Genomic DNA, 19,627 nt, shown 5'->3' with positions numbered 1-19,627 from the left:
GGGCAGACCGGTGGACGTGACGGTACCGCTCACCCCTACCCGGCGGTCCGCGACGAGCGCGGCCAGGTCCGGGGAGACCTGGCCGGAGGTCGGTCCATCCGGTCGCTACCGGCGGCGGGCTCAGGCGATGACGGCCGGCTCCCGCCACCGCTGTCGGCCACCCCGGTCCAGGTCGTAGCGGACCGCCGCGAGCCGCCCGACGGCCTCCACGAGGTCCGCGGCGGGCAGGGTGAAGGGCAGCCGCAGGAAGCGCTCCAGGGTGCCGTCCAGGCCGAACCGGGGGCCCGGCGCCAGGCGTACGCCGACCTCCTCGGCGGCCCGGGCCAACGCGCTCGAGACCGGACCGTCCAACTCGGCCCACAGCGTCACGCCACCACCTGGCACGGTGACCCGCCACTCCGGAAGTCGGTGCGCAAGCGCACCGAGCAGGGCGTCACGTTGCACGGCCAGCTGGACGCGCCGGTCGGCGACGATGGCCTCGGCGTCGGCGAGCAGGTGCACCGCGACAAGTTGGTCAAGCACCGGGCTGGCCATGTCGACCCCGACCCGGACGGCGGCCAGCCGCTGCACCTGCGGCGCGGCGGCGCGGACCCAGCCGATCCGCAGGCCACCCCAGTAGGGCTTGCTCATTCCCCCGATGCTGACCACCCGGCTGTGCCGGTCGTGGACGGCGACCGGGGGTGGCACCTCGGTGTCGTCAAGCGCGAGGTCCACGAAGGACTCGTCGATGACCAGGTCGGTGCCGGCCGCGTGGGCGGTGGCCACCACCCGCTCACGTAGCGCGGCGGGCATCAGGTGCCCTGTCGGATTCTGGAACTCCGGGATCAGGTAGGCAAGCTTGGGCCGGGTCTGCCGCAGGCTGCCCAGGAGCAGGTCGGGGTCCCAGCCACCGGCATCGGCGGCCAGGCCGTGGGTGGTGATCCGGGCGCGCCGGCCGGCCAGCGCGGCGAGCGCGTTGGGGTAGGTCGGGGACTCGACCAGGACGCTGCCGCCGGGGGCCAGCGCGAGTCGCAACACCAGGTCCAGGGCGTGTTGGGTGCCGCTGGTGACCATGATCTGGTCGGCCGAGGTCGGCAGGCCCCGAGCGGTGTACGCGTCGGCCACCGCCTCGCGCAGCTCGATGATGCCGGTCGGGTGGTAGCCGGCACCGCCCAGATAGCGGGGCAGGTCCTCGGTGGCCGCCCGGGCGGCGGTCAGGAGTTGCGGCGGGGCGGCCAACGCGGCGACGCCGAGGTCGAGCATGTCCCGGTCGTCGAGCGGGGTCCACAGGCCGGTGCTGGCCACCCGGTGGTTGCCGGGCAGCATCGTCCAGCTGCCGGCCCCCCGGCGACTGGTCAGGTGCCCGGTCTCCCGCAGCTGTCGGTACGCGGCGGTGACAGTGGTCCGGCTGATCCGCAGCGCCTCGGCCAGCTCCCGCTCGGCCGGAAGTCGGACGCCCAGCGGTAACCGGCCGTCGGCGAGCAGACCGCGGACCGCGCCGGCCAGGGCGGCGTAGTCGGGGCTGCGCCGCCGGCCCGGCAGGGCGTGCCACTGGCCGAGCAGACGGGCCAATTGGACGCCTCGCACCTGCCCGCTCATGACCACTCCTCGGATATTGGCTTCTTCCTCCGCGACGATTGGCACCTAGAGTGGCACGCATGGCACTGATTGGCAATCTGCGGCAGCGGCCCGTGCGGCGACTGGTCCAGCTCTACCTCGGACTCGCGCTCTACGGCGTCAGCATGGCCCTGATGGTCCGCTCCGACCTGGGCCTGGACCCCTGGGACGTGTTCCACCAGGGGTTGTCCAAGCTGACCGGGCTCTCCTTCGGCACCGTCACCATCGCCGTCGGCGCGCTGGTGCTGCTGCTCTGGATTCCACTACGACAGCGGCCGGGGCTCGGCACGGTGAGCAACGTCGTGGTGGTCGGCCTCGTCGTGGACGCCACCCTGGCCCTCCTGCCGCCCGGTGGCCCGCTGGGCGTCCGGATCGCGCTGCTGATCACCGGGATCGTCGCCAACGGTGCCGCCACCGGCCTCTATCTCGGTGCCCGACTGGGGCCGGGCCCTCGGGACGGGCTGATGACCGGCTTCGTGGCCCGCCGGCCGGGCCGGTCGGTCCGGCTGGTGCGCACCGTCATCGAGGTCACCGTGCTGGCGCTGGGCTGGCTGCTCGACGGCACTGTCGGGCTGGGCACCGTCGCGTACGCGCTGGCCATCGGCCCGCTGGCCCAGCTCTTCATCCCGATGTTCGAGGTGCCCGCCGCTGCCGCACCGGAGGACCCCGCGCCCACGCCGGGCAGCGCCGCGCCGGTCACCCCCGCGGGCTGAAACCTCACCCACCGTCCACGAACCGGTACGTCGTGGTGGTGCGGCGTACCAGATGGGAGGGTGGGTGTTCCCTTCCGCGACGCGCGCCGTCATCATCTCTGCATGGGGGAGAACGGTTGGCGCTGGACGGACGCCTGGATCTTCGTGTCGCTCGTCATCGCGAGCGGAGCCGGCCGGCACCGTCGGTCGGCGACGAGTCGACGACCGGAGGGGGTCCGCCTGACCGACGTGCTCTCCACCGCCGACCACCTCAACCACGCGATACCGCAGCGGCACGAGGTGGAGGCCGCGGTCCAGCGGCTGGTCGGTGCCGGGCTGGTGAGCGTCGCCGACGGCTGGTTCCGGATCACCGCCGAGGGTGAGCAGCTCTGGCGCACCCGCCCCCGCGCCGGGGTGGCGACCATGGTGGACACCGTGCAGGGCGTGCTGACCCGCCGACACGCCCCCGGCAGCGCCGACTGGAGTCTGGACGAAGCCGACCACGCCGCCGCCGTGCAGGAATACGCCGTCCGGTCGATTCCCACGCCCCGCCGGTCACCGGAGGGGCACTCCGGCGGGCACTGACCGCCTCAGCGCACCGGGTGGCCGCTGTGCCGCAACGCGTCCTTGACCTCGGCCACGGTCAGCTCGCCGAAGTGGAAGACACTCGCGGCGAGCACCGCGTCCGCGCCCGCGCCGATAGCGGGCGGAAAGTGGGCCACCTCGCCGGCGCCCCCGCTGGCCACCACCGGCACGTCCACCACCGCCCGCACCGCGGCGATCAACTCCAGGTCGAAACCGGCCTTGGTGCCGTCGGCGTCCATCGAGTTGAGCAGGATCTCCCCCGCCCCCAGCTCGGCCCCCCGCTGTGCCCATCGCACCGCGTCGATGCCCGTGCCACGGCGGCCCCCGTGCGTGGTGACCTCGAAGCCACTGGGGGTGGCGTCGGTCCGGGCACGGCGCACGTCGAGGGAGAGCACCAGCACCTGCCGGCCGAACCGGTCGGCGATCTCGGCGATCAACTCCGGCCGGGCGATGGCCGCGGTGTTCACGCCGACCTTGTCCGCACCGGCACGCAGCAGCGTGTCCACGTCGGCGACCTGGCGAACACCGCCACCGACCGTCAGCGGGATGAACACCGACTCGGCAGTGCGGCGCACCACGTCGAGCATGGTGCCGCGGTCGCTCGAGGACGCGGTGACGTCGAGGAAGGTCAACTCGTCGGCACCGGCCCGGTCGTACGCCGCGGCCAACTCCACCGGGTCACCGGCGTCGCGCAGATCGAGGAAGTTGACCCCCTTGACCACCCTCCCGGCGTCCACGTCGAGACAGGGGATCACCCGTACCGCCAGCGTCATGCCGCCACCCTATCCCTCAGTGACACGACGGTGGCCGGCCCTCTCGGGCCGACCACCGTGCCATCAGTGCGCCCCGAACCCGTGCGAGAAGGGGCTCTTGCCGTACCGCAGGCGTTGACCCGGGTGCCCTTCCCTACACGCGGACGAGCATCTTGCCCACGTTGTCGCCGCGGAGAACGCCGAGAAACGCGGCCGGGGCGTTCTCGATGCCGTCCACGATCGTCTCGTCGTAGGACAGGGTGCCCTCGCGCAGCCAGCCCGCGACGTCACGGACGAACGCGGCGCGCAGGTGGTTGTGGTCGCCGACCAGGAAACCCCGCAGGGTGAGCCGCTTGCCGATGGCCTGCACCAGGTTGCGTGGAGCGGCCGGCGGCTCGGCGTCGTTGTACTGCGCGATCATGCCGCAGAGGGCGGCCCGGCCGTGCAGGTTCATCGCCGAGATCGCCGCCTCCAGGTGATCGCCGCCGACGTTGTCGAAGTAGACGTCCACGCCGTCCGGGGCGGCGCTGCGCAGCGAGTCACGGATCGACCCGTCGTGGTAGTCGAAGGCGGCGTCGAAACCCAGCCCGATCAGCCGCTGCACCTTGGCCGGCGAGCCGGCGCTGCCGACCACCCGACCGGCACCCTTGAGCTTGGCGATCTGGCCCACCAGACTGCCGACCGCGCCGGCCGCCGCGGAGACGAAGACCGTCTCGCCCGGCTTCATGGCCGCCACCTCGAGTAGCCCGGCGTACGCGGTCAGCCCGGTCATGCCAAGCACACCGAGGTACGCGCTGACCGGTGCCAGGCTCGGGTCGACCGGCCGGGCGGCGGTGGCGTCGAGCAGCGCGTACTCCCGCCAGCCCAGCCCGTGCAGGACGGTGGCCCCGACGGCGATGTCCGCCGCCTCGCTGGCCACCACCTCGCCGACCGCGGCACCCTCCAGCGGCGCGTCGAGCGCGAACGGCGGCACGTACGACTTGACGTCGTTCATCCGTCCCCGCATGTACGGGTCGACTGACACGTACTGGTTGCGGACCACGATCTGGCCCGGTCCGGGCGTCGGGACATCGGTCTTGACGAGCCGGAAGATGTCCTCGGTGGGCCAGCCCTGCGGTCGGCTGGCCAGGTGGATCTCACGATTGTCGGTCACGTGGTGGTGGTCCTCTCGTCCGTGGGGGCCTGGGGCCGCGGTGTCACGCGGCCGAGGTCTCGCGGACGGTGAGCGTGACGTCGATGTTGCCGCGGGTGGCGTTGGAGTACGGGCAGACCTGGTGGGCCCGCTCGACGATCCGCTCGGCGGCCTCCCGGGACACGGCGGGCAGGTCGACGACGAGCTGCACGGTGAGCCCGTAACCGCCGTTGTCGTTCGGGCCGATGCCCACCTCGGCGCTGACGACGGAGTCGCTCACGTCGGCCTTGGCCTGGCGGCCCACCAGCCGCAGCGCGCTGTGGAAGCAGGCCGCGTAGCCGGCGGCGAAGAGCTGCTCGGGGTTGGCTGCCCCACCGGCGCCGCCCATCTCCTTCGGCGCGGCCAGGTCGAGCGAGAAGGTGCCGTCGGAGGTCTCGACGTGGCCTTCGCGGCCATCGCCGCTGGCGGTCGCTGACGCTGTGTAAAGAACCTGCACGAGAGTCACTGCTCCTTCTGTCGGTGGATGGTCTCGGTGACCCGGGTGAGGGTGTCGCGCAGCGCGACCAGCTCGCTCAGGTCGAGCCCGGTGGCCTGCGCGACGCGCGGCGGGACGTCGCACAGCCGCTCGCGCAGCGCCCGCCCCTGTTCGGTGAGGCCGACCTCGACCCGCCGCTCGTCGCGGGCCGACCGCCGCCGGAGCACCAGACCCGCCCCCTCCAGCCGCTTGAGCAGCGGAGAGAGCGTGCCGGAGTCCAGCCGCAGCTCGGCGCCCAGCTCGGACACCGTGGGGGCGGCGTCGGGCCGCTCCCAGAGCACCAGCAGCACCAGGTACTGCGGGTAGGTCAGCCCGAACTCGTCGAGGATCGGCCGATAGACGTCGGTCAGGGCGCGCGACGCGGCGTAGAGCGCGAAGCACACCTGCCGGCGCAGCACCAGGTCATCGGTCACCAATGAACCATAGCCCGCGATTTAATTGTGCACAACTTATCTGGCCGAGGTGCGGCCGTCCACGGCTCGCACCGTGAGCCGGCCGGATCCACCTCAGCGATCGCCGAGGTACGCCTCCAACTCCACCTCTACCAGGTGCTCCGGGTCCAGCAGAGCGGCCACCACCACGAGCGTCGCCGCCGGCCGGACCGCGCCGAAGACCGCGTTGTGCGCCCGGCCCACCTCGTCGGCGTACCGCCGGTCGGTCACGTACATCCTGGTCCGGACCACGTCACCCGGCTCCGCACCCACCTCGGCAAGCGCTGCCAAACCGATCCGCAGCGCCTGCGCGGTCTGCGCGGCGGCGTCACCGACATGCACCACCCGGCCGTCGACAGTCGCGGTGCAGCCGGCCGTGACGGCCCGATCGCCGGCCCGGACCACCCGGGAGTAGCCGTAGAGCTGCTCCCACGGGCCACCCGACCCGAGCCGCGTGACCGTCACACCTCGGCCAGGGTCCGCAGCGCCTCGGCCACCGTGAAGGCGCCCGCGTAGAGCGCCTTACCGGCGATCACACCCTCCACCCCGACCGGCTCCAGGGTCGCCAACGCCCGCAGGTCGTCAAGCGTGGACACCCCACCCGAGGCGATCACCGGCCGGTCGGTGCGGGCACACACCTCGCGCAACAGATCCAGGTTCGGGCCGCGCATCGTGCCGTCCTTGGTGATGTCGGTGACCACGTACCGACTCGCGCCGGCCTTGTCCAGCCGCTCCAGCACCTCGTACAGGTCGCCGCCGTCCCGGGTCCAACCCCGCGCGGAGAGGGTGTGCCCCCGCACGTCCAATCCGATGGCGACCCGGTCGCCGTACTCCCCCACCACCCGGTCACACCACTCCGGGTCCTCCAGCGCCGCGGTGCCGATGTTCACCCGGGCCGCCCCGGTGCCCAACGCGGCCCGCAGCGACTCGTCGTCACGGATGCCGCCGGAAAGCTCCACCTTCACGTCCAACTGGCGCACCACCTCGGCGAGCAGGTGCGCGTTGGTGCCCCGGCCGAAGGCCGCGTCCAGGTCGACCAGGTGGATCCACTCAGCGCCGTCCCGCTGCCAGGCCAGGGCGGAGTCCAGCGGGTCACCGTAGATGCTCTCGCTTCCGACGGCGCCCTGCACGAGCCGGACGGCCCGGCCGTCTGCGACATCCACGGCGGGTAACAGGGTGAGGCTCAACGTCTTCTCCTCGATCAGGTACGGCGGTCCAGGGCGATCACCACGATCGCCGGCAGTACAAGCAGCAACAGCACGATCAGCGCGACACGCAACGCCAGGTTGTCGACGAACGACCAGATCAGAATCAGCGCCGCGCCGGTGAGCAGCACGATGGCGGCCCGCTCACCACGGGTGTGCCGGGCCAGCCGCCCGGAACGGCCCCGACGCAGCCGCGGAGTCAACCGGCGAAGCACCGCACGGCGACGCTGCCGGCGTGCCACCTGCCGCTGCCGGACCGCCCGCTGCCGGGCCTGCTCCGCCTCCCGCTCCGCCCGCCGTCGGGCCCGCTCCCGGCTCACCGCGACACCACCGGATCAGGCGTCGGGCGACGACGCTCAGCCACCGGTGGGCAGCGTGGCGAGCCAGTTGCGCAACAGCGCGGCACCGGTGTCGGCGGACTTCTCCGGGTGGAACTGGGCCGCCGAGAGCGGACCCCGCTCCACCGCGGCGACGAAATCGACGTCGTGATGGGCGGTGGTCACCACGGCACCGGCAGCCGCCAACGCCGCCGGGTCACCCATCGCGTACGAGTGGACGAAGTAGAACCGGCTCCGCTGCGACAACCCGGCGAAGAGCACCGACCCCTCGGGCGCCCGGACCGTGTTCCAACCCATGTGCGGCAGCCTGGTGGCGGCCAGTCGGGTCACCCCGCCCGGCAGCAGCCCGAGCCCCTTGGTCACCACGCCGTGCTCGTCACCGTGCTCGAAGAGCACCTGCATGCCCACGCAGATGCCGAGCACCGGCCGGCCGGCGGCAACCCGCTCGGCGATCACCGGGCCGGCACCCAACTCCTCGATCCCGGCCATGCACGCGGCGTACGCCCCCACCCCCGGCACCACCAGACCATCGGCGGCGGCAGCGGCGGCCAGATCGTCGGTCACCCGGACATCCGCGCCGGCGGCGACAAGCGCCCGCTCCGCCGAGCGCAGGTTGCCCGAACCGTAGTCGAGCACCACCACGGCGCTCACGCGTCACCCCCCGGCAGCAACCGCAGCACCCCGGCGACCGTGGCGAGCACCGCGAGCACCCCGGTGACCAGCACCGCCACCTTCGGCGCACCCTGGCGGTACAGCGACCAGGCGCCGCCGACCAGCACCCCGGCCAGAATCAACAGCAACACCGGCAGAGCCCCGCCCATCAGAGCGCGCCCTTCGTGCTCGGGATCGCGCCCGCCGCCCGGGGGTCGATCGCGGTGGCCTCGCGCAACGCCCGGGACACCGCCTTGAACTGGGCCTCCACCACGTGGTGTGCGTCCGGGTGACCACCCGGCCGGGCCGCCCGCAGCACGTCGACGTGCAACGTGACCCGGGCCGCCTGACCGAAGGACTCCCAGATGTGCCGGGTCATGCTCGTCGCGTAAACCGGCCCGATGTACGGGGCCAGCGCCGGCTCGTCGTGCACCACGTACGGCCGGCCGGACAGGTCCACCGCCGCCCGGACCAGCACCTCGTCCATCGGCACGGTCGCCGAACCGTACCGCCGGATGCCGGCCTTGTCGCCGAGCGCCTGGTCGAACGCGGCGCCCAGGGCCAGAGCGGTGTCCTCGATCGTGTGGTGCGCGTCGATCTCAAGGTCACCCACGGTGCGTACGGTCAGGTCGAAGCCGCCGTGCCGGGCGATCTGGTGCAGCATGTGGTCGTAGAAGCCAACCCCGGTGCTGATCTCGGCGGTGCCGTTGCCGTCGAGATCGATCTCGACGAGAACCTTTGTCTCCTTGGTGATCCGCTCCACCCGGGCGGTCCGGCTCATTGCTTGCCTCTCGGTCGCGACTGCGGGGCTCGCACGCTCATTCCTCGCGCTCCCACTACACAGTCTCCATTGCAGAAAGGAAGGCGTCGGTCTCGGCCGAGGTGCCCGCGGTCACCCGCAGCCAGCCGGGCAGGCCGACGTCCCGGACCAGCACCCCCTGCGCCAGCAGTGCGTGCCAGACGGTGCTCTGGTCGCCGCCCACCTCGAAGAGCACGAAATTGGCGTCGCTGTCGGCGACCCGCAACCCACGCTCGCGCAACGTCGCCACGATCCGGTCCCGCTGCACCATGATCGCGCTCACCGTTGCGAGGAGGGCGTCGCGGTGGGTCACCGCCGCGCGGGCGGCGGCCTGGGTCAGCGTGGAGAGATGATACGGCAGGCGGACGAGCTGCACCGCCTGCACCACGGCCGGGTCGGCGGCCAGGTAACCCAACCGCCCACCGGCGAAGCCGAACGCCTTACTCATCGTCCGGGTGACCACCAACCGGGGGTGGCCGGGCAGCACCGCGAGGGCGCTCACCGTCCCCGGCCTGGCGAACTCGGCGTACGCCTCGTCGACGACCACCATCCCCGGCGCGACGTCGAGCACCCCGGCGATCACCGCCGGGTCCAGGGCCGTGCCGGTGGGGTTGTTCGGCGAGCAGAGGAAGACAACGTCCGGCTGGTGCTCACGGACCTGGGCGACCGCCTCGTCGACGGTCAGACCGAAGTCGGCGCCGCGCCGCGCGGGCACCCACCGGGTGCCGGTGCCGAGGGCCAACAGCGGGTGCATCGAGTACGACGGAACGAAGCCGAGGGCGCTGCGCCCCGGCCCACCGAACGCCTGCAACAGCTGCTGCTGGATCTCGTTGGAGCCGTTGGCCGCCCACACCTGCTCGACCGTGAGCCCGTGCCCGAGGTATTCGGCCAGGTCGGCGCGGAGCGCCACCGCGTCCCGGTCCGGGTAGCGGTTCAACTCGCGTAGCTCGGCCGCGAGCGCCTTGCCGATCGCCTCGACCACCGGCTCCGGCACCGGGTGGGAGTTCTCGTTGGTGTTGAGCCGCACCGGCACGTCCAACTGCGGCGCCCCGTACGGCGACAGCCCGCGCAGGTCGTCGCGGATCGGCAGGTCCGCCAGGCCGGTCACACCGACCCTCCGGGGAACCGGGCCTGGACCGCCTGGCCGTGCGCCGGCAGGTCCTCCACGTTGGCCAGGGTGACCACGTGGGGGGCCACCTCGCGCAGCGCGGTCTCGGTGTACTCGATCAGGTGCACGCCACGCAGGAACGACTGCACCGACAACCCGGAGGAGTGCCGGGCGCAGCCGCCGGTGGGCAGCACGTGGTTGGACCCGGCGCAGTAGTCGCCGAGCGACACCGGCGACCAGGCGCCCACGAAGATCGCCCCGGCGTTACGGACCCGCAGCGCCCACTCCCGGGCGTCGACCGTCTGGATCTCCAGGTGCTCGGCCGCGTACGCGTCGACCACCCGCAACCCCGCCTCCAGGTCGTCGACCAGGACCACGCCGCTCTGCTCACCTGTCAACGCCGTGGTGACCCGGTCGGCGTGCTTGGTCGCCGGCACCTGGCGGGCCAACTCCCGCTCGACCGACTCGACAAGCGTCAGCGACGGGGTGACCAGCACGCTCGCGGCCAGCGGGTCGTGCTCGGCCTGACTGATCAGGTCGGCGGCCACGTGCGCCGGATCGGCGGTGTCGTCGGCCAGGATGGCGATCTCGGTCGGCCCGGCCTCGGCGTCGATGCCGACCACGCCGCGCAGCAGCCGCTTGGCGGCGGTCACCCAGATGTTGCCGGGACCGGTGATCAGGTCGACCGGGTCACACCGCAGCTCACCCAACGGGTCGACAGCCGCGCCGTAGGCCAGCATCGCCACCGCCTGGGCCCCGCCCACGGCGTACACCTCGTCGACGCCGAGCAGCGCGCACGCGGCGAGGACCCGGGGGTCGGGCAGACCGCCGTTGTCCTGCTGCGGCGGGCTGACCACCACCAGCGACCGCACCCCGGCCGCCTGGGCCGGCACGACGTTCATCACCACCGTCGACGGGTACATCGCCAGGCCGCCGGGCACGTAGAGGCCGACCCGGTCGACCGGCAGCCAGCGCTCGGTGACAGTGCCACCGGGCACCACCTGGGTGGTGTGGTCGGTGCGGCGCTGGTCGTCGTGGACCTTGCGGGCCCGGGTGATCGACTCCAGCAGCGCGGCGCGCACTGCCGGGTCGAGCACCCCCTCGGCGGCGGTGATCGCCTCGACCGGCACCCGCAGCACCTGCGGGGAGATGCCGTCGAACCGCTCGCTGGCCTCTCGGATCGCCGCGTATCCATGCTCGCGGACCGCCTCCACCAGTGGGCGGATCCGCTCGACGGCAACCGACACGTCGAGCTGGGCACGGGGCAGCAGGCGGCGCGGGTCACCAAGACCGTCGCGCAGGTCGATCCGATTCAGCACCCTTGCGAGTCTAGGCGGCCGGCGTGCAACGCACCCGAGCCGCCCGACCGCCGGGACGGTGAGCCGGGCCACGCCGCCGCCGGCAAGATTGGTTAGGCTCGACCATGTGACCGCACGGCTGCCGGTGTTCCCGCTCGCCACAGTGCTCTTCCCCGGGTTGGTGCTGCCGCTGCACATCTTCGAGGAGCGCTACCGGGCGCTGGTGCGGCACCTGGTCAACCTGCCCGAGGGTGCGCCGCGGGAGTTCGGCGTGGTGGCCATCCAGGCGGGCTGGGAGGTCGCGCCCGCCGGACCCGGCGCCCGCGCCACGCCGAGCGCCGGCGAGGTCACCCTGCACGAGGTGGGCTGCACCGCGGAGCTGCGCCAGGTGACCGAGCTGGCCGACGGCGGCTTCGACATCGTCACCGTCGGCCGACGTCGCTTCCGGATCGCCGAGGTCGACGACAGCGCCGCGCCCTACCTGACCGCCGACGTGGAGTGGTTGCCCGACCCGGGCGGCCCGGACGAGGTGGCCGAGCTGCTGGCCACCCGGGTGATCGCCGTGTTCCGGCAGTACCTCGGCCTGATCCGCTCCGACCCGGAGGAGATCTCCGAGCAGCTGCCGGAGGACCCGACAGTGCTCTCCCACCTGGTGGCGGCGACCGCGGCGCTCACCGTCGACGACCGCCAGCGGCTGCTGGCCATCGACGACACCGCCGCCCGGCTCCGCGCCGAGCTGCGGCTGCTCAACCGCGAGGCGGCTCTGCTTCGTCAGGTGCGGGCGGTGCCGGTGCCGCTGACGGAGTTGGCGTCCCCGCCGACACCCAACTGAGCCCCGCCGGGTCCGGTTCCGGGCGCAGCCCCGGCCACCGCGACCAGCCGGCCAGCAGGGTGTACATGATCGCGGCACCGAACGCCGGTAGTAGCAGGTTGCCGTGCGGCACCGGCAGCACGCCGAGCAGCCAGTCGACCCCACCGGCCCGCAGGTCCGCGGGCTTGGTGAAGGCCTGCCCGGCCGGGGCGGTGGCCAGCAGCCGGTCGAAGGTGGCCAGGCCGACGCGCCGACCCACCTGCCACGCCACCGGGGCGGCGACCAACGCGCCGAGCACCGCGGCGAGCAACCCGACCGGACCCCGCCGCCGTCGCAGCACGAACCACAGGGCGAGCGCGACCAGCAGCCCGAAGCCCAGCCCGAGCAGGCTGAACCACCCGTCCGCGGCGATCGGCTGCTCCGGTTGCGGGTCGGCGTAGATCGCCCCCTCGACGGTCTTGACCACCGGGGTGTCCGGCGCGAGCGCGGCCCAGAGCAGCCCGAACGGCACACCGAGCACGGCCAGCGCGAGCACGGCGCCCAACACCGTCACCGCGGCACGCAGCGGACGGCGCGGCTCGTCGAAGTTCAGCTCCAGCGAACTCTGGTACGCCCCCCAAGGGGCAGCGCCAGCCCACTGCTCGCCCACGGCCGGCGGCGCGCCCGCTGACGGCGGCTGCTCGCCCACTGCCGGCGGCTGCTCGCCCGCTGACGGCGGCAGTCCACCCGCCGAAGGCTGCGCGTCCACTGCCGGCGGCTCATCCACTGACGGCGGCGGCTCATCCGTCGAGGACTGCTCGCCCGCTGACGGCTGCGCATCGACTGGCGGTGTCGCGCCCGGCGATCGGGGCGGCGTGGATCGGTCGGGCTCGTCGACGGGCCGCTCACGGTCGAGGTTGTCCGGGCTCACCCGATGATCCTCTCAGGCCCGATGTGGGGCCGGGGCCCCGGTGGCGGCAGACCAGCTCACCGGGCGAACGGCTCCACCATCATCGCCGCCGCGCGCAGCCACGCCTGCCGGGTCTCCGGCTGAAGCTGGTGGTACTCGATCGACGACCCGGTCTCCAGCGCCGGGTCGTACGGCACCACGGCCACCCCCCGGGTACGGGTGGCGAAGTGCCGCTCCAGGTCGTCCTGCAGGGGCGAGCGACCCGGGGTCGGGCAGGAGATGAGGGTGATCGCGTTGTCCGCCAGCTCGCCCATGCCCTCCTCGTGCAGCAGGTCGAGCATCCAGTCGGCGCTGAACGCCGCGTCCTCGCGGGGCACTGTGGTCACCACCAACTGATCCGCGGCCTGCATCACCGTGCGCCAGTTGGGGCTCTCCACGTTGTTGCCGGTGTCCACGCACACCACGTCGTGGGTGCGCCGCAGCAGTTCCAACACCCGCCGGACGGTGAACTGGTCAAGTCGCTGGGCGAAGCGCGGGCTCTCCTCACCGGCCAGCACGTCGTACGAGCCGTCGGAGGCGTGCCGCAGGTAGTCGTCGAGTCGACCCAGCAGGGTCGAGCCCTCCAGGATCTCGATCTGGGCCAGGTCGCCGACCAGGTGCCGGATCGTCCGGGCGTGCCGGGCGCTGCCGGCGCGCAGTCCGAGGGTGCCGCGCAGCTCGTTGTCGTCCCAGGCCAGTACGCCCTGTCCGCGCACGCTGCCGACGGTCGCCGCGGCGAGCACGGTGGCGGTGGTCTTGTGCACCCCGCCCTTGGGGTTGGCGAAGGCGAACACCCGGGGCGTGCCCAGGTCGCGGCGGAGCACCCCGTTGGCCCGCTCCTGCTCCGGGTCGGCGCCCTGCGGGCGCCACTCCACCCGGGCCGGGTAGGCGGGTTCGGCGATCGCCGGGCCGACCGACGGGCTGGGCGGTGGCACCACTGGCGGGGCCGGCGGGGGTGCGACAGGTGGCGATGGCGGCACGGCCACCGGATAACCGGTCTCCGGCTGGTAGCCGGTCTCCAACAACGCGTACCGCGACTCCGCTGCCGGGTCGCCCTGCCGGTAGCCGTTGTCAAGCAGCGCGTAGCGGGACTGGGCGGGCTCGGGCGCGCGGGGCGACGGTTCGGGCTCGGCCTGGTACGCCGGCTCCACCTGGTAACCCGGCTCGGCCTGGTAACCCGGCTCGGCCCGGTAGCCCGGCTCCGCGCGATAGCCCGGCTCGGCCCGGTAATCCGGCTCAGCCCGATAGCCCGGCTCCGCGCGATAGGTCGGCTCGGTCCGGTACGCCGGCTCCGACAGGTAGTCCGGCTCCGCCCGATAGCCGGGATCCGCCCGGTACCCCGGCTCGGCCCGATAGCCCGGCTCCGCGCGATAGCCCGGCTCGGCCCGGTAATCCGGCTCAACCCGGTAGCCCGGCTCCGCCCGGTAATCCGGCTCGGCGCGATAGGCCGGCTCCGCGCGATAGGCCGGCTCGGTCCGGTACGCCGGCTCCGCCCCATAGCCGGGCTCCGCCCGGTACCCCGGCTCGGCCCGATAGGCGGGATCGACACGGTAGGTCGCCTCGGCCCGGTAGGCGGGGTCCGCGCCGTACGGCAACTCCGCCGGCTGCCCGACGGCGGGCGCCCGACCGGCGTACCCGTTCGGGGCGGCGCGTCGGGGCAGCGCGTCCGGAGGCGCCTCGTCGGCCCGCCGCTCCGGCTCGGCCTGTTCCGCGCCGCGAGCGCCCAGCCGGGCGCGGTCCAACAACGCGCGCCACCGCGGCGCTGGTTCGGCCGGCCGGCCCCAGCCGGTCTCACTGCCCTCCACGGCCCGCCCTCCCAGCACCATCGCTCTTCGTCTGACAGGCTACGAAGCAAACCCTATTCGGACCACACCTCAGAACGCACACCAGCCGACGCAGATCACGACGACGTGGGCGTCGGCGGTTCGACGGCGATGGCCACGTCCGGCGAGGTGGTAACGCTCGGCGGGGGCGGTTCGGTGGGCTCCGGCGAGGACGGCTCAGGTAACGGAATCGTCACGACGGGTGCGGGTTCCGACGATTCGCCCACCGATGCCAGGGGCGCCGGCAGTCCCGGTGCCGGCTCCGACCGCTCGGCCGGTGCCGACTCCGGCGTCGGCCCGGTGTCGGCGGGCGGGCGCACCACGTCCCGCTGCTCGGGCAGGGGTGGTGTGAAGACCGTGCGGTCCAGCCGGTACACCTCCGGGGCAGGATCGACAGCCCGCACGTCTGGTCGAGCCGCCATGCCGCGCAACACGACAGGTGCCGCTCGTACCACCGCCGCGTAGACGCAGGCGCAGCCGGTGCGGTACGCGGCCGCCTCGGCAGCGGCCACCTCGGCGCCGCTCGCGTAACGCGCCCGCAACTCCCGCTCGCTCGCCCCGTCGCCGTCGACCGCGGCGGCCCTGGCCCGGTAGTCGGCCGCTTCGGTCTCCTTGCGCGACGCCACCTGGTCCATTCCGGCGACCACGTCGTCCGGCACCCGCAGCGCGGGAATCTTGACGATCTCGGTCTGCCGCCCCGGCAGCGGAACCCGCCCGAAGACCGTCGAGACCGGAACGTCGCCGAGCACCATCGCCAGCCGCTGCGGCGGCAGGTACGCGTCGAGTGTGACAAGCGCGTAGGTCCCGTCGGCAGTGCCCGGGGCAGACTGGCTGCTGAGCGCGGCCAGGTCGGCCGCGGCGGACCGCAGGTAACCGGGCGCGGAGTCGCCGTCGGTGACGCCGACCCGGGTCACCTCGCCCACCGTCGGGTCGCCCGACGGAGTCTCGTCGGCGGCCCAGAGAGCGGTGCCGAGCACCGCCGCCGCGGACAGCGCGGCCGCCCAGGTGAGCACCCCGGACCGGGTCGGCCGGTCGCCCAGCCGGGCCACGGCCCGGGTCAGCGGCGGCAGCAACCGTTGGTCGAGCTGCCGCAGCAGGTTGCCGGCGCGCACGGGCGGGATCCCCTCGTCGGATCGTTGTCGGGCGGTCGCCGCTCAGTCACGCAAGATCTGGAGCGCGCGGTCCAGGTCGTCAGGGTAGTCGCTGACGAACCGGACCTCGTCCCCCGTTCGGGGGTGCAGGAAGCTCAGTTCGCGGGCGTGCAGCCACTGTCGGGCCAGGCCGAGACGGGCCGAGAGGGTGGGGTCGGCACCGTATGTCAGGTCACCCACGCAGGGGTGCCGCATGGTGGAGAAGTGCACCCGGATCTGGTGGGTCCGGCCGGTCTCCAGTCGGACGTCGACCAGGCTGGCCGCCGGGAACGCCTCCAGGGTGTCGTAGTGGGTGATGCTCGGCTTACCGCCGGAGACAACCGCCCAGCGGTAGTCGTGGGTGGGGTGTCTGTCGATCGGCGCGTCGACGGTGCCGCGCAGCGGGTCCAGGTGACCCTGCACCACCGCGTGGTAGCCCTTGTCCACCTCGCGGTACTTGAAGGCCCGTTTCAACGCCGTGTACGCCTGCTCGCTCTTGGCGACCACCATGATCCCGGTGGTGCCCACGTCGAGTCGGTGCACCACGCCCTGCCGCTCGGCGGCACCGCTGGTGGAGATGCGGTGCCCGATCGCCGCCAGGGCACCGATCACCGTCGGGCCGGTCCAGCCGGGGCTGGGGTGCGCGGCCACCCCCACCGGCTTGTCGACCACCACGATGTCGTCGTCGGCGTAGACCACCCGCAGGCCGGGCACCGCCTGCGGCACCACTGTCGGCGGCGCGACCGGGGCGGGCAGCGTGACCTCCAGCCACGAGCCGGCCTTGACCTTGTGCGAGTTGGCGCGGGAGGTGCCGTCGACAAGCGCGTCGCCGGCATCGACAAGCGCCGCGGCGGCGGTGCGGGAGAGCCCGAACAGCCGGGACACCGCCTGGTCCAGTCGCATGCCGTCGAGGCCGTCCGGGACGGGCAGGGAACGGTGGTCGCCGCCTGCGGCGAACGCGGAGGTCATGCCCGCTCCCGCTGGTCCGCGCCCTGGGTGGCGTCCGTCTCGACCGGGGCGCCGTCGCGTCCGGCCCGCCGGCCGTCGCGCTGGCGGCCGGTCAACTCCAACACCATGGCCAGCAGCACCCCGCAGACCAACGAACTGTCCGCCAGGTTGAACACCGGCCAGACCTGGCCCCACGGGTCGAACAGGCTGATCATGTCGACCACGTGCCCGTGGAACGGCGCGGGGGCCCGGAAGATCCGATCGACGAGGTTGCCCAGCGCGCCGCCGAGCACCAGGCCGAGGCAGATCGCCCACGGCACCGAGCGCAGCCGCAGGGCCATCCAGACGATCCAGCCGACCACACCGATGGTGATCAACGGGAAGATCCAGGTGTGGTCCGCGCCGATGCTCCAGGCGGCACCGCTGTTACGGGTCAGACTCAGGTAGACCGCTCCGCCGAGCAGCCGGACCGGCTCCCGGTTGGTGAGCGCGGCCAACGCGAGGTGCTTGGTGACCAGGTCGGCCAGCAGGGCCACCAGGGCGACTCCGGCAAGAATCGCGACGGCCCGGGGCCGGCGTTTGTCGCCGCCCGGGTCGGTGCGGCCGGGTTCGGCGGACGGTGCTGCGGTCATGCGCTCCCCATCGACAGTCTCGGCGGTGATCGCTCACCGTCTCATCGCCGCCGGGGAGCGGACCTCAGCGCCGCTCCTCCAGCTGCTTGCACGTCACACACTGGGTGGCCGACGGGAAGGCGGCGAGGCGCTCGACCGGGATCGGGTTGCCGCACCGCTCGCACCAGCCGTAACCACCCTCGTCAAGACGCTCCAGAGCGCGCTCGACCTGTGTGATCCGTTCCAGAATGCTGTTGGCGAGAGAGATCTCCTGCTCCCGCTCGAGCGTCTTGGTGCCCGTGTCGGCCTGGTCGTCCCCGGCCGAGTCGGTCAGCCGATCGCGCTGCAGCTCGGTGATCTCGCTCAGCGTCTGATCGTACTCGGCGCGAAGCTCGTCCCGCCGCGCCGCCAGCGCCGCCCGGATCTTCTCGGTCTCCGCGGTGCTACGGGTGGCCTTGGCCACCGGCTTGCGCCCGGGGGTCCTGGTGTCGGCTGGCTTCGCCATGGGTCGCTCCCTCGGCCGCGGAGCCGCGTGATCCGCGGCACCTGGTCAGGGGGCGCCAACCACGACGTCCCCTATATGTACGAAAAGGGGCGCACGGCGACGATGGCCGCGCACTCCGGAGGTTGGCAAGAATACGGAACGTACAGGCGTCCGACAACGTGCCGCACCGTCGCACCGCTCAACTACCCCTAGCCCTGCCTAACCGGGGCAAAGGGAACGCTAGCAGGTCAATTGACCGCCTCGTCCCCGTACTCGCCAAACCATCGGGCCAGCCGGCCGCGCCGACTGACCGCCCGCAGCCGCCGTTCGGCGGCGTCGCGCACCCCGGCCGTCGCCACGATCAGCAGACTGTCGCCGGTCTTCAGCCGGGTGCCCGGGGTGGGCACGAAACCCACCCCGTCGCGCAGCACCAGGGTGACCGACGCGCCCAGGGGAAGCCGCAACTCGTCGACGTGCACGCCCGCCAACCGCGAGCCCGGTGGCACCTCCAACTGGAGCAGGTCCGCCCGCATCCGCTCCAGCGGCGCGGTCTCCAGATGGATCTCCGTGGCCTCCGCGGGCGCGGTCACCCGCAACCGACGGGCGAACGGCCCCAGCGTGCCGGTCTGCACCAGCGTGAAGATCACCACCAGCACGAAGACCACGTCGAAGAGGCGCTCCGCGCCGGGCACCCGTTCGGAGAGCGGAATGGTCGCCAGCACGATCGGCACCGCCCCGCGCAGCCCGGCCCAGGACAGGAACGCCTGTTCGCGTAGGCCCACGCGGAACGGCAGCGCCGAGACGGCCACCGACAGCGGACGGGCCAGCAGCACCAGGGCCAGCCCCGCGACCACCGCCGGCACCACCGCCGCGTCCAACCGGCCCGGCGAGGCCAGCAACCCGAGCAGCACGAACAACCCGATCTGGGCGAGCCACGCCAGCCCGTCCGCGAAGCCGAGGATCGCCTGCCGGTGCGACAGTCGGGCGTTGCCGAGCAGTACCCCGGCCACGTAGACCGCGAGGAATCCCGAGGCGTGCAGCACTGCCCCCGCCGCGTACGCCAGCACGGTGATGCCCACCGCGGCGATCGGGTAGAGCCCGGCCGAGGGCAGCGCGGCCCGGCGCAGCGCCCAGGTGCCGGCGACTCCCGCGCCCACCCCGACCGCGGCACCGACGCCCAACTCGTAGCAGACCAGCAGGACCTCATACCACCACGGATGCGACCAGCCCTGATGCGACAGCAGCACCACGAGCAGCACCACCGGGGCGTCGTTCATGCCCGACTCGGCCTCCAGCGTCGCCACCAGCCGAGGCGGCAACCGCAGCCGGCGCAGGGTGGCGAAGACGGCCGCCGCGTCGGTGGACGAGAGCACCGCACCGTAGAGCAGCGCCAACCGCCAGTCCAACCCCAGCAACAGGTGCACGGCGACGCCGACCACCAGAATGCTCACGACCACACCGACAGTGGAGAGCGCGGACGCCAGCCCGAGCACCGGCCGCAGCGTGGACCACCGGGCGGTCAGACCACCCTCCGCGATGATCACGATCAGTGCGCAGAAGCCGAGGGTACGTGTCAACTCGACGTCGTCGAAGCGGATGCCCAGGCCGCCCTCGCCGATCGCCACGCCAAGCGCCAGGTAGACAAGGAGGCTGGGCACACCCAGCCGGGTGGAGAGTCGCACCGCGCCGACGGCGACCAGCAGCACGGCCGCCCCCAGCAGCAGCGCGATATCAAACCCGGGCGTCACGGCTGCCTGGCCTGGGCGTTCC

23 protein-coding genes are annotated in these 19,627 nt (G+C 73.0%); 3 read left to right on the top strand and 20 right to left on the bottom strand.

The genetic code is table 11. The annotated features are described in order from the left end of the window. Positions 1-120 precede the first annotated feature (120 nt). Positions 121-1,578: a PLP-dependent aminotransferase family protein gene (locus AB0B86_RS18590; RefSeq protein ID WP_357418728.1), complete on the bottom strand. Its 1,458-nt coding sequence runs from the start codon at positions 1,576-1,578 to the stop codon at positions 121-123. 59 nt (positions 1,579-1,637) lie between these two features. Between AB0B86_RS18590 and AB0B86_RS18585 the strand changes: the two genes are divergently transcribed. Beyond that, positions 1,638-2,309, top strand: coding sequence for a hypothetical protein (locus AB0B86_RS18585; RefSeq protein ID WP_357408518.1), 672 nt, complete (start codon positions 1,638-1,640; stop codon positions 2,307-2,309). A 102-nt stretch (positions 2,310-2,411) separates the two neighbouring features. Beyond that, positions 2,412-2,873, top strand: coding sequence for a hypothetical protein (locus tag AB0B86_RS18580; protein ID WP_357408516.1), 462 nt, complete (start codon positions 2,412-2,414; stop codon positions 2,871-2,873). A gap of 5 nt (positions 2,874-2,878) precedes the next feature. Here AB0B86_RS18580 and hisF read toward each other — a convergent pair whose 3' ends face one another. The 12 genes from hisF to hisD form a co-directional block, all read right to left on the bottom strand. Continuing rightward, on the bottom strand, positions 2,879-3,646 hold the full coding sequence (gene hisF, locus AB0B86_RS18575; protein WP_357408514.1) for an imidazole glycerol phosphate synthase subunit HisF: 768 nt from the start codon (positions 3,644-3,646) through the stop codon (positions 2,879-2,881). A 133-nt stretch (positions 3,647-3,779) separates the two neighbouring features. After that, complete coding sequence (locus AB0B86_RS18570; protein WP_357408512.1) at positions 3,780-4,778, bottom strand: NADP-dependent oxidoreductase; 999 nt, start codon at positions 4,776-4,778, stop codon at positions 3,780-3,782. Positions 4,779-4,821: 43 nt separating this feature from the next. Further along, positions 4,822-5,253, bottom strand: a complete 432-nt coding sequence (locus tag AB0B86_RS18565; RefSeq protein WP_357408510.1) for an organic hydroperoxide resistance protein — start codon at positions 5,251-5,253, stop codon at positions 4,822-4,824. 5 nt (positions 5,254-5,258) lie between these two features. Continuing rightward, positions 5,259-5,705: a MarR family transcriptional regulator gene (locus AB0B86_RS18560; RefSeq protein ID WP_357408508.1), complete on the bottom strand. Its 447-nt coding sequence runs from the start codon at positions 5,703-5,705 to the stop codon at positions 5,259-5,261. A 93-nt stretch (positions 5,706-5,798) separates the two neighbouring features. Beyond that, positions 5,799-6,188 (bottom strand): RidA family protein, encoded by a 390-nt coding sequence (locus tag AB0B86_RS18555; RefSeq protein ID WP_357408506.1) that lies wholly within the window; start codon positions 6,186-6,188, stop codon positions 5,799-5,801. Beyond that, positions 6,185-6,910, bottom strand: a complete 726-nt coding sequence (gene priA / locus AB0B86_RS18550; RefSeq protein ID WP_357408504.1) for a bifunctional 1-(5-phosphoribosyl)-5-((5-phosphoribosylamino)methylideneamino)imidazole-4-carboxamide isomerase/phosphoribosylanthranilate isomerase PriA — start codon at positions 6,908-6,910, stop codon at positions 6,185-6,187. The genes AB0B86_RS18555 and priA overlap by 4 nt, the downstream gene beginning before the upstream one ends. 14 nt (positions 6,911-6,924) lie before the next feature. After that, positions 6,925-7,248, bottom strand: coding sequence for a hypothetical protein (locus AB0B86_RS18545; protein ID WP_357408502.1), 324 nt, complete (start codon positions 7,246-7,248; stop codon positions 6,925-6,927). A gap of 36 nt (positions 7,249-7,284) precedes the next feature. Beyond that, positions 7,285-7,917 carry an imidazole glycerol phosphate synthase subunit HisH gene (gene hisH / locus AB0B86_RS18540; protein ID WP_357408500.1) on the bottom strand — a complete coding sequence of 211 codons (633 nt, stop codon included), beginning with the start codon at positions 7,915-7,917 and terminating at the stop codon, positions 7,285-7,287. Beyond that, positions 7,914-8,087 carry a hypothetical protein gene (locus AB0B86_RS18535; RefSeq protein WP_357408498.1) on the bottom strand — a complete coding sequence of 58 codons (174 nt, stop codon included), beginning with the start codon at positions 8,085-8,087 and terminating at the stop codon, positions 7,914-7,916. Before AB0B86_RS18535 ends, hisH begins: the two co-directional genes overlap by 4 nt. Then, a complete protein-coding gene (hisB, locus tag AB0B86_RS18530) occupies positions 8,087-8,698 on the bottom strand; it encodes an imidazoleglycerol-phosphate dehydratase HisB (RefSeq protein ID WP_357069579.1) in 612 nt (203 codons plus the stop codon). Before hisB ends, AB0B86_RS18535 begins: the two co-directional genes overlap by 1 nt. Before the next feature lie 55 nt (positions 8,699-8,753). Further along, the gene (locus AB0B86_RS18525) at positions 8,754-9,824 is read right to left on the bottom strand and encodes a histidinol-phosphate transaminase (protein ID WP_357408496.1); all 1,071 of its coding nucleotides are present in this window, start codon (positions 9,822-9,824) and stop codon (positions 8,754-8,756) included. Continuing rightward, a complete protein-coding gene (hisD, locus tag AB0B86_RS18520) occupies positions 9,821-11,143 on the bottom strand; it encodes a histidinol dehydrogenase (protein WP_357408492.1) in 1,323 nt (440 codons plus the stop codon). The genes AB0B86_RS18525 and hisD overlap by 4 nt, the downstream gene beginning before the upstream one ends. A 106-nt stretch (positions 11,144-11,249) precedes the next feature. Between hisD and AB0B86_RS18515 the strand changes: the two genes are divergently transcribed. Next, entirely contained in the window at positions 11,250-11,954 is a 705-nt protein-coding gene (locus AB0B86_RS18515) for an LON peptidase substrate-binding domain-containing protein (RefSeq protein WP_357408490.1), read from the top strand. Here AB0B86_RS18515 and AB0B86_RS18510 read toward each other — a convergent pair. From AB0B86_RS18510 to AB0B86_RS18480, 7 genes are all read right to left on the bottom strand, one after another. Continuing rightward, on the bottom strand, positions 11,869-12,843 hold the full coding sequence (locus AB0B86_RS18510; RefSeq protein WP_357418725.1) for a DUF2567 domain-containing protein: 975 nt from the start codon (positions 12,841-12,843) through the stop codon (positions 11,869-11,871). The two genes, AB0B86_RS18515 and AB0B86_RS18510, sit on opposite strands and share 86 nt — an antisense overlap. A 56-nt stretch (positions 12,844-12,899) precedes the next feature. Continuing rightward, on the bottom strand, positions 12,900-14,666 hold the full coding sequence (locus AB0B86_RS18505) for an ATPase (RefSeq protein ID WP_357408486.1): 1,767 nt from the start codon (positions 14,664-14,666) through the stop codon (positions 12,900-12,902). 95 nt (positions 14,667-14,761) lie between these two features. Next, on the bottom strand, positions 14,762-15,796 hold the full coding sequence (locus tag AB0B86_RS18500; RefSeq protein WP_357418723.1) for a hypothetical protein: 1,035 nt from the start codon (positions 15,794-15,796) through the stop codon (positions 14,762-14,764). A 42-nt stretch (positions 15,797-15,838) separates the two neighbouring features. Then, positions 15,839-16,783, bottom strand: coding sequence for an RluA family pseudouridine synthase (locus AB0B86_RS18495; RefSeq protein WP_357408483.1), 945 nt, complete (start codon positions 16,781-16,783; stop codon positions 15,839-15,841). Next, positions 16,780-17,394, bottom strand: a complete 615-nt coding sequence (lspA, locus tag AB0B86_RS18490) for a signal peptidase II (RefSeq protein ID WP_357418721.1) — start codon at positions 17,392-17,394, stop codon at positions 16,780-16,782. Before lspA ends, AB0B86_RS18495 begins: the two co-directional genes overlap by 4 nt. A 64-nt stretch (positions 17,395-17,458) precedes the next feature. Beyond that, the gene (locus tag AB0B86_RS18485) at positions 17,459-17,878 is read right to left on the bottom strand and encodes a TraR/DksA C4-type zinc finger protein (protein ID WP_357418720.1); all 420 of its coding nucleotides are present in this window, start codon (positions 17,876-17,878) and stop codon (positions 17,459-17,461) included. A 227-nt stretch (positions 17,879-18,105) separates the two neighbouring features. After that, entirely contained in the window at positions 18,106-19,605 is a 1,500-nt protein-coding gene (locus tag AB0B86_RS18480; protein WP_357408479.1) for a potassium/proton antiporter, read from the bottom strand. Between the last annotated feature and the right edge of the window lie 22 nt (positions 19,606-19,627).

It is taken from the genome of Micromonospora sp. NPDC049047 (assembly GCF_040649135.1).
Taxonomy (GTDB): domain Bacteria; phylum Actinomycetota; class Actinomycetes; order Mycobacteriales; family Micromonosporaceae; genus Micromonospora.
The sequence above is the reverse complement of the archived record's forward strand: the minus strand, read 5'-3'. Positions and strand labels throughout refer to the sequence as shown.

Bases quoted from the DNA above. Each gene is read 5' to 3' on its own strand.
- AB0B86_RS18590 (WP_357418728.1), bottom strand. From the start codon at position 1,578: ATGAGCGGGCAGGTGCGAGGCGTCCAATTGGCCCGTCTGCTCGGCCAG.
- AB0B86_RS18585 (WP_357408518.1), top strand. From the start codon at position 1,638: ATGGCACTGATTGGCAATCTGCGGCAGCGGCCCGTGCGGCGACTGGTC.
- AB0B86_RS18580 (WP_357408516.1), top strand. From the start codon at position 2,412: ATGGGGGAGAACGGTTGGCGCTGGACGGACGCCTGGATCTTCGTGTCG.
- hisF (WP_357408514.1), bottom strand. From the start codon at position 3,646: ATGACGCTGGCGGTACGGGTGATCCCCTGTCTCGACGTGGACGCCGGG.
- AB0B86_RS18535 (WP_357408498.1), bottom strand. From the start codon at position 8,087: ATGGGCGGGGCTCTGCCGGTGTTGCTGTTGATTCTGGCCGGGGTGCTG.
- hisB (WP_357069579.1), bottom strand. From the start codon at position 8,698: ATGAGCCGGACCGCCCGGGTGGAGCGGATCACCAAGGAGACAAAGGTT.
- AB0B86_RS18495 (WP_357408483.1), bottom strand. From the start codon at position 16,783: ATGACCTCCGCGTTCGCCGCAGGCGGCGACCACCGTTCCCTGCCCGTC.
- lspA (WP_357418721.1), bottom strand. From the start codon at position 17,394: ATGACCGCAGCACCGTCCGCCGAACCCGGCCGCACCGACCCGGGCGGC.
- AB0B86_RS18485 (WP_357418720.1), bottom strand. From the start codon at position 17,878: ATGGCGAAGCCAGCCGACACCAGGACCCCCGGGCGCAAGCCGGTGGCC.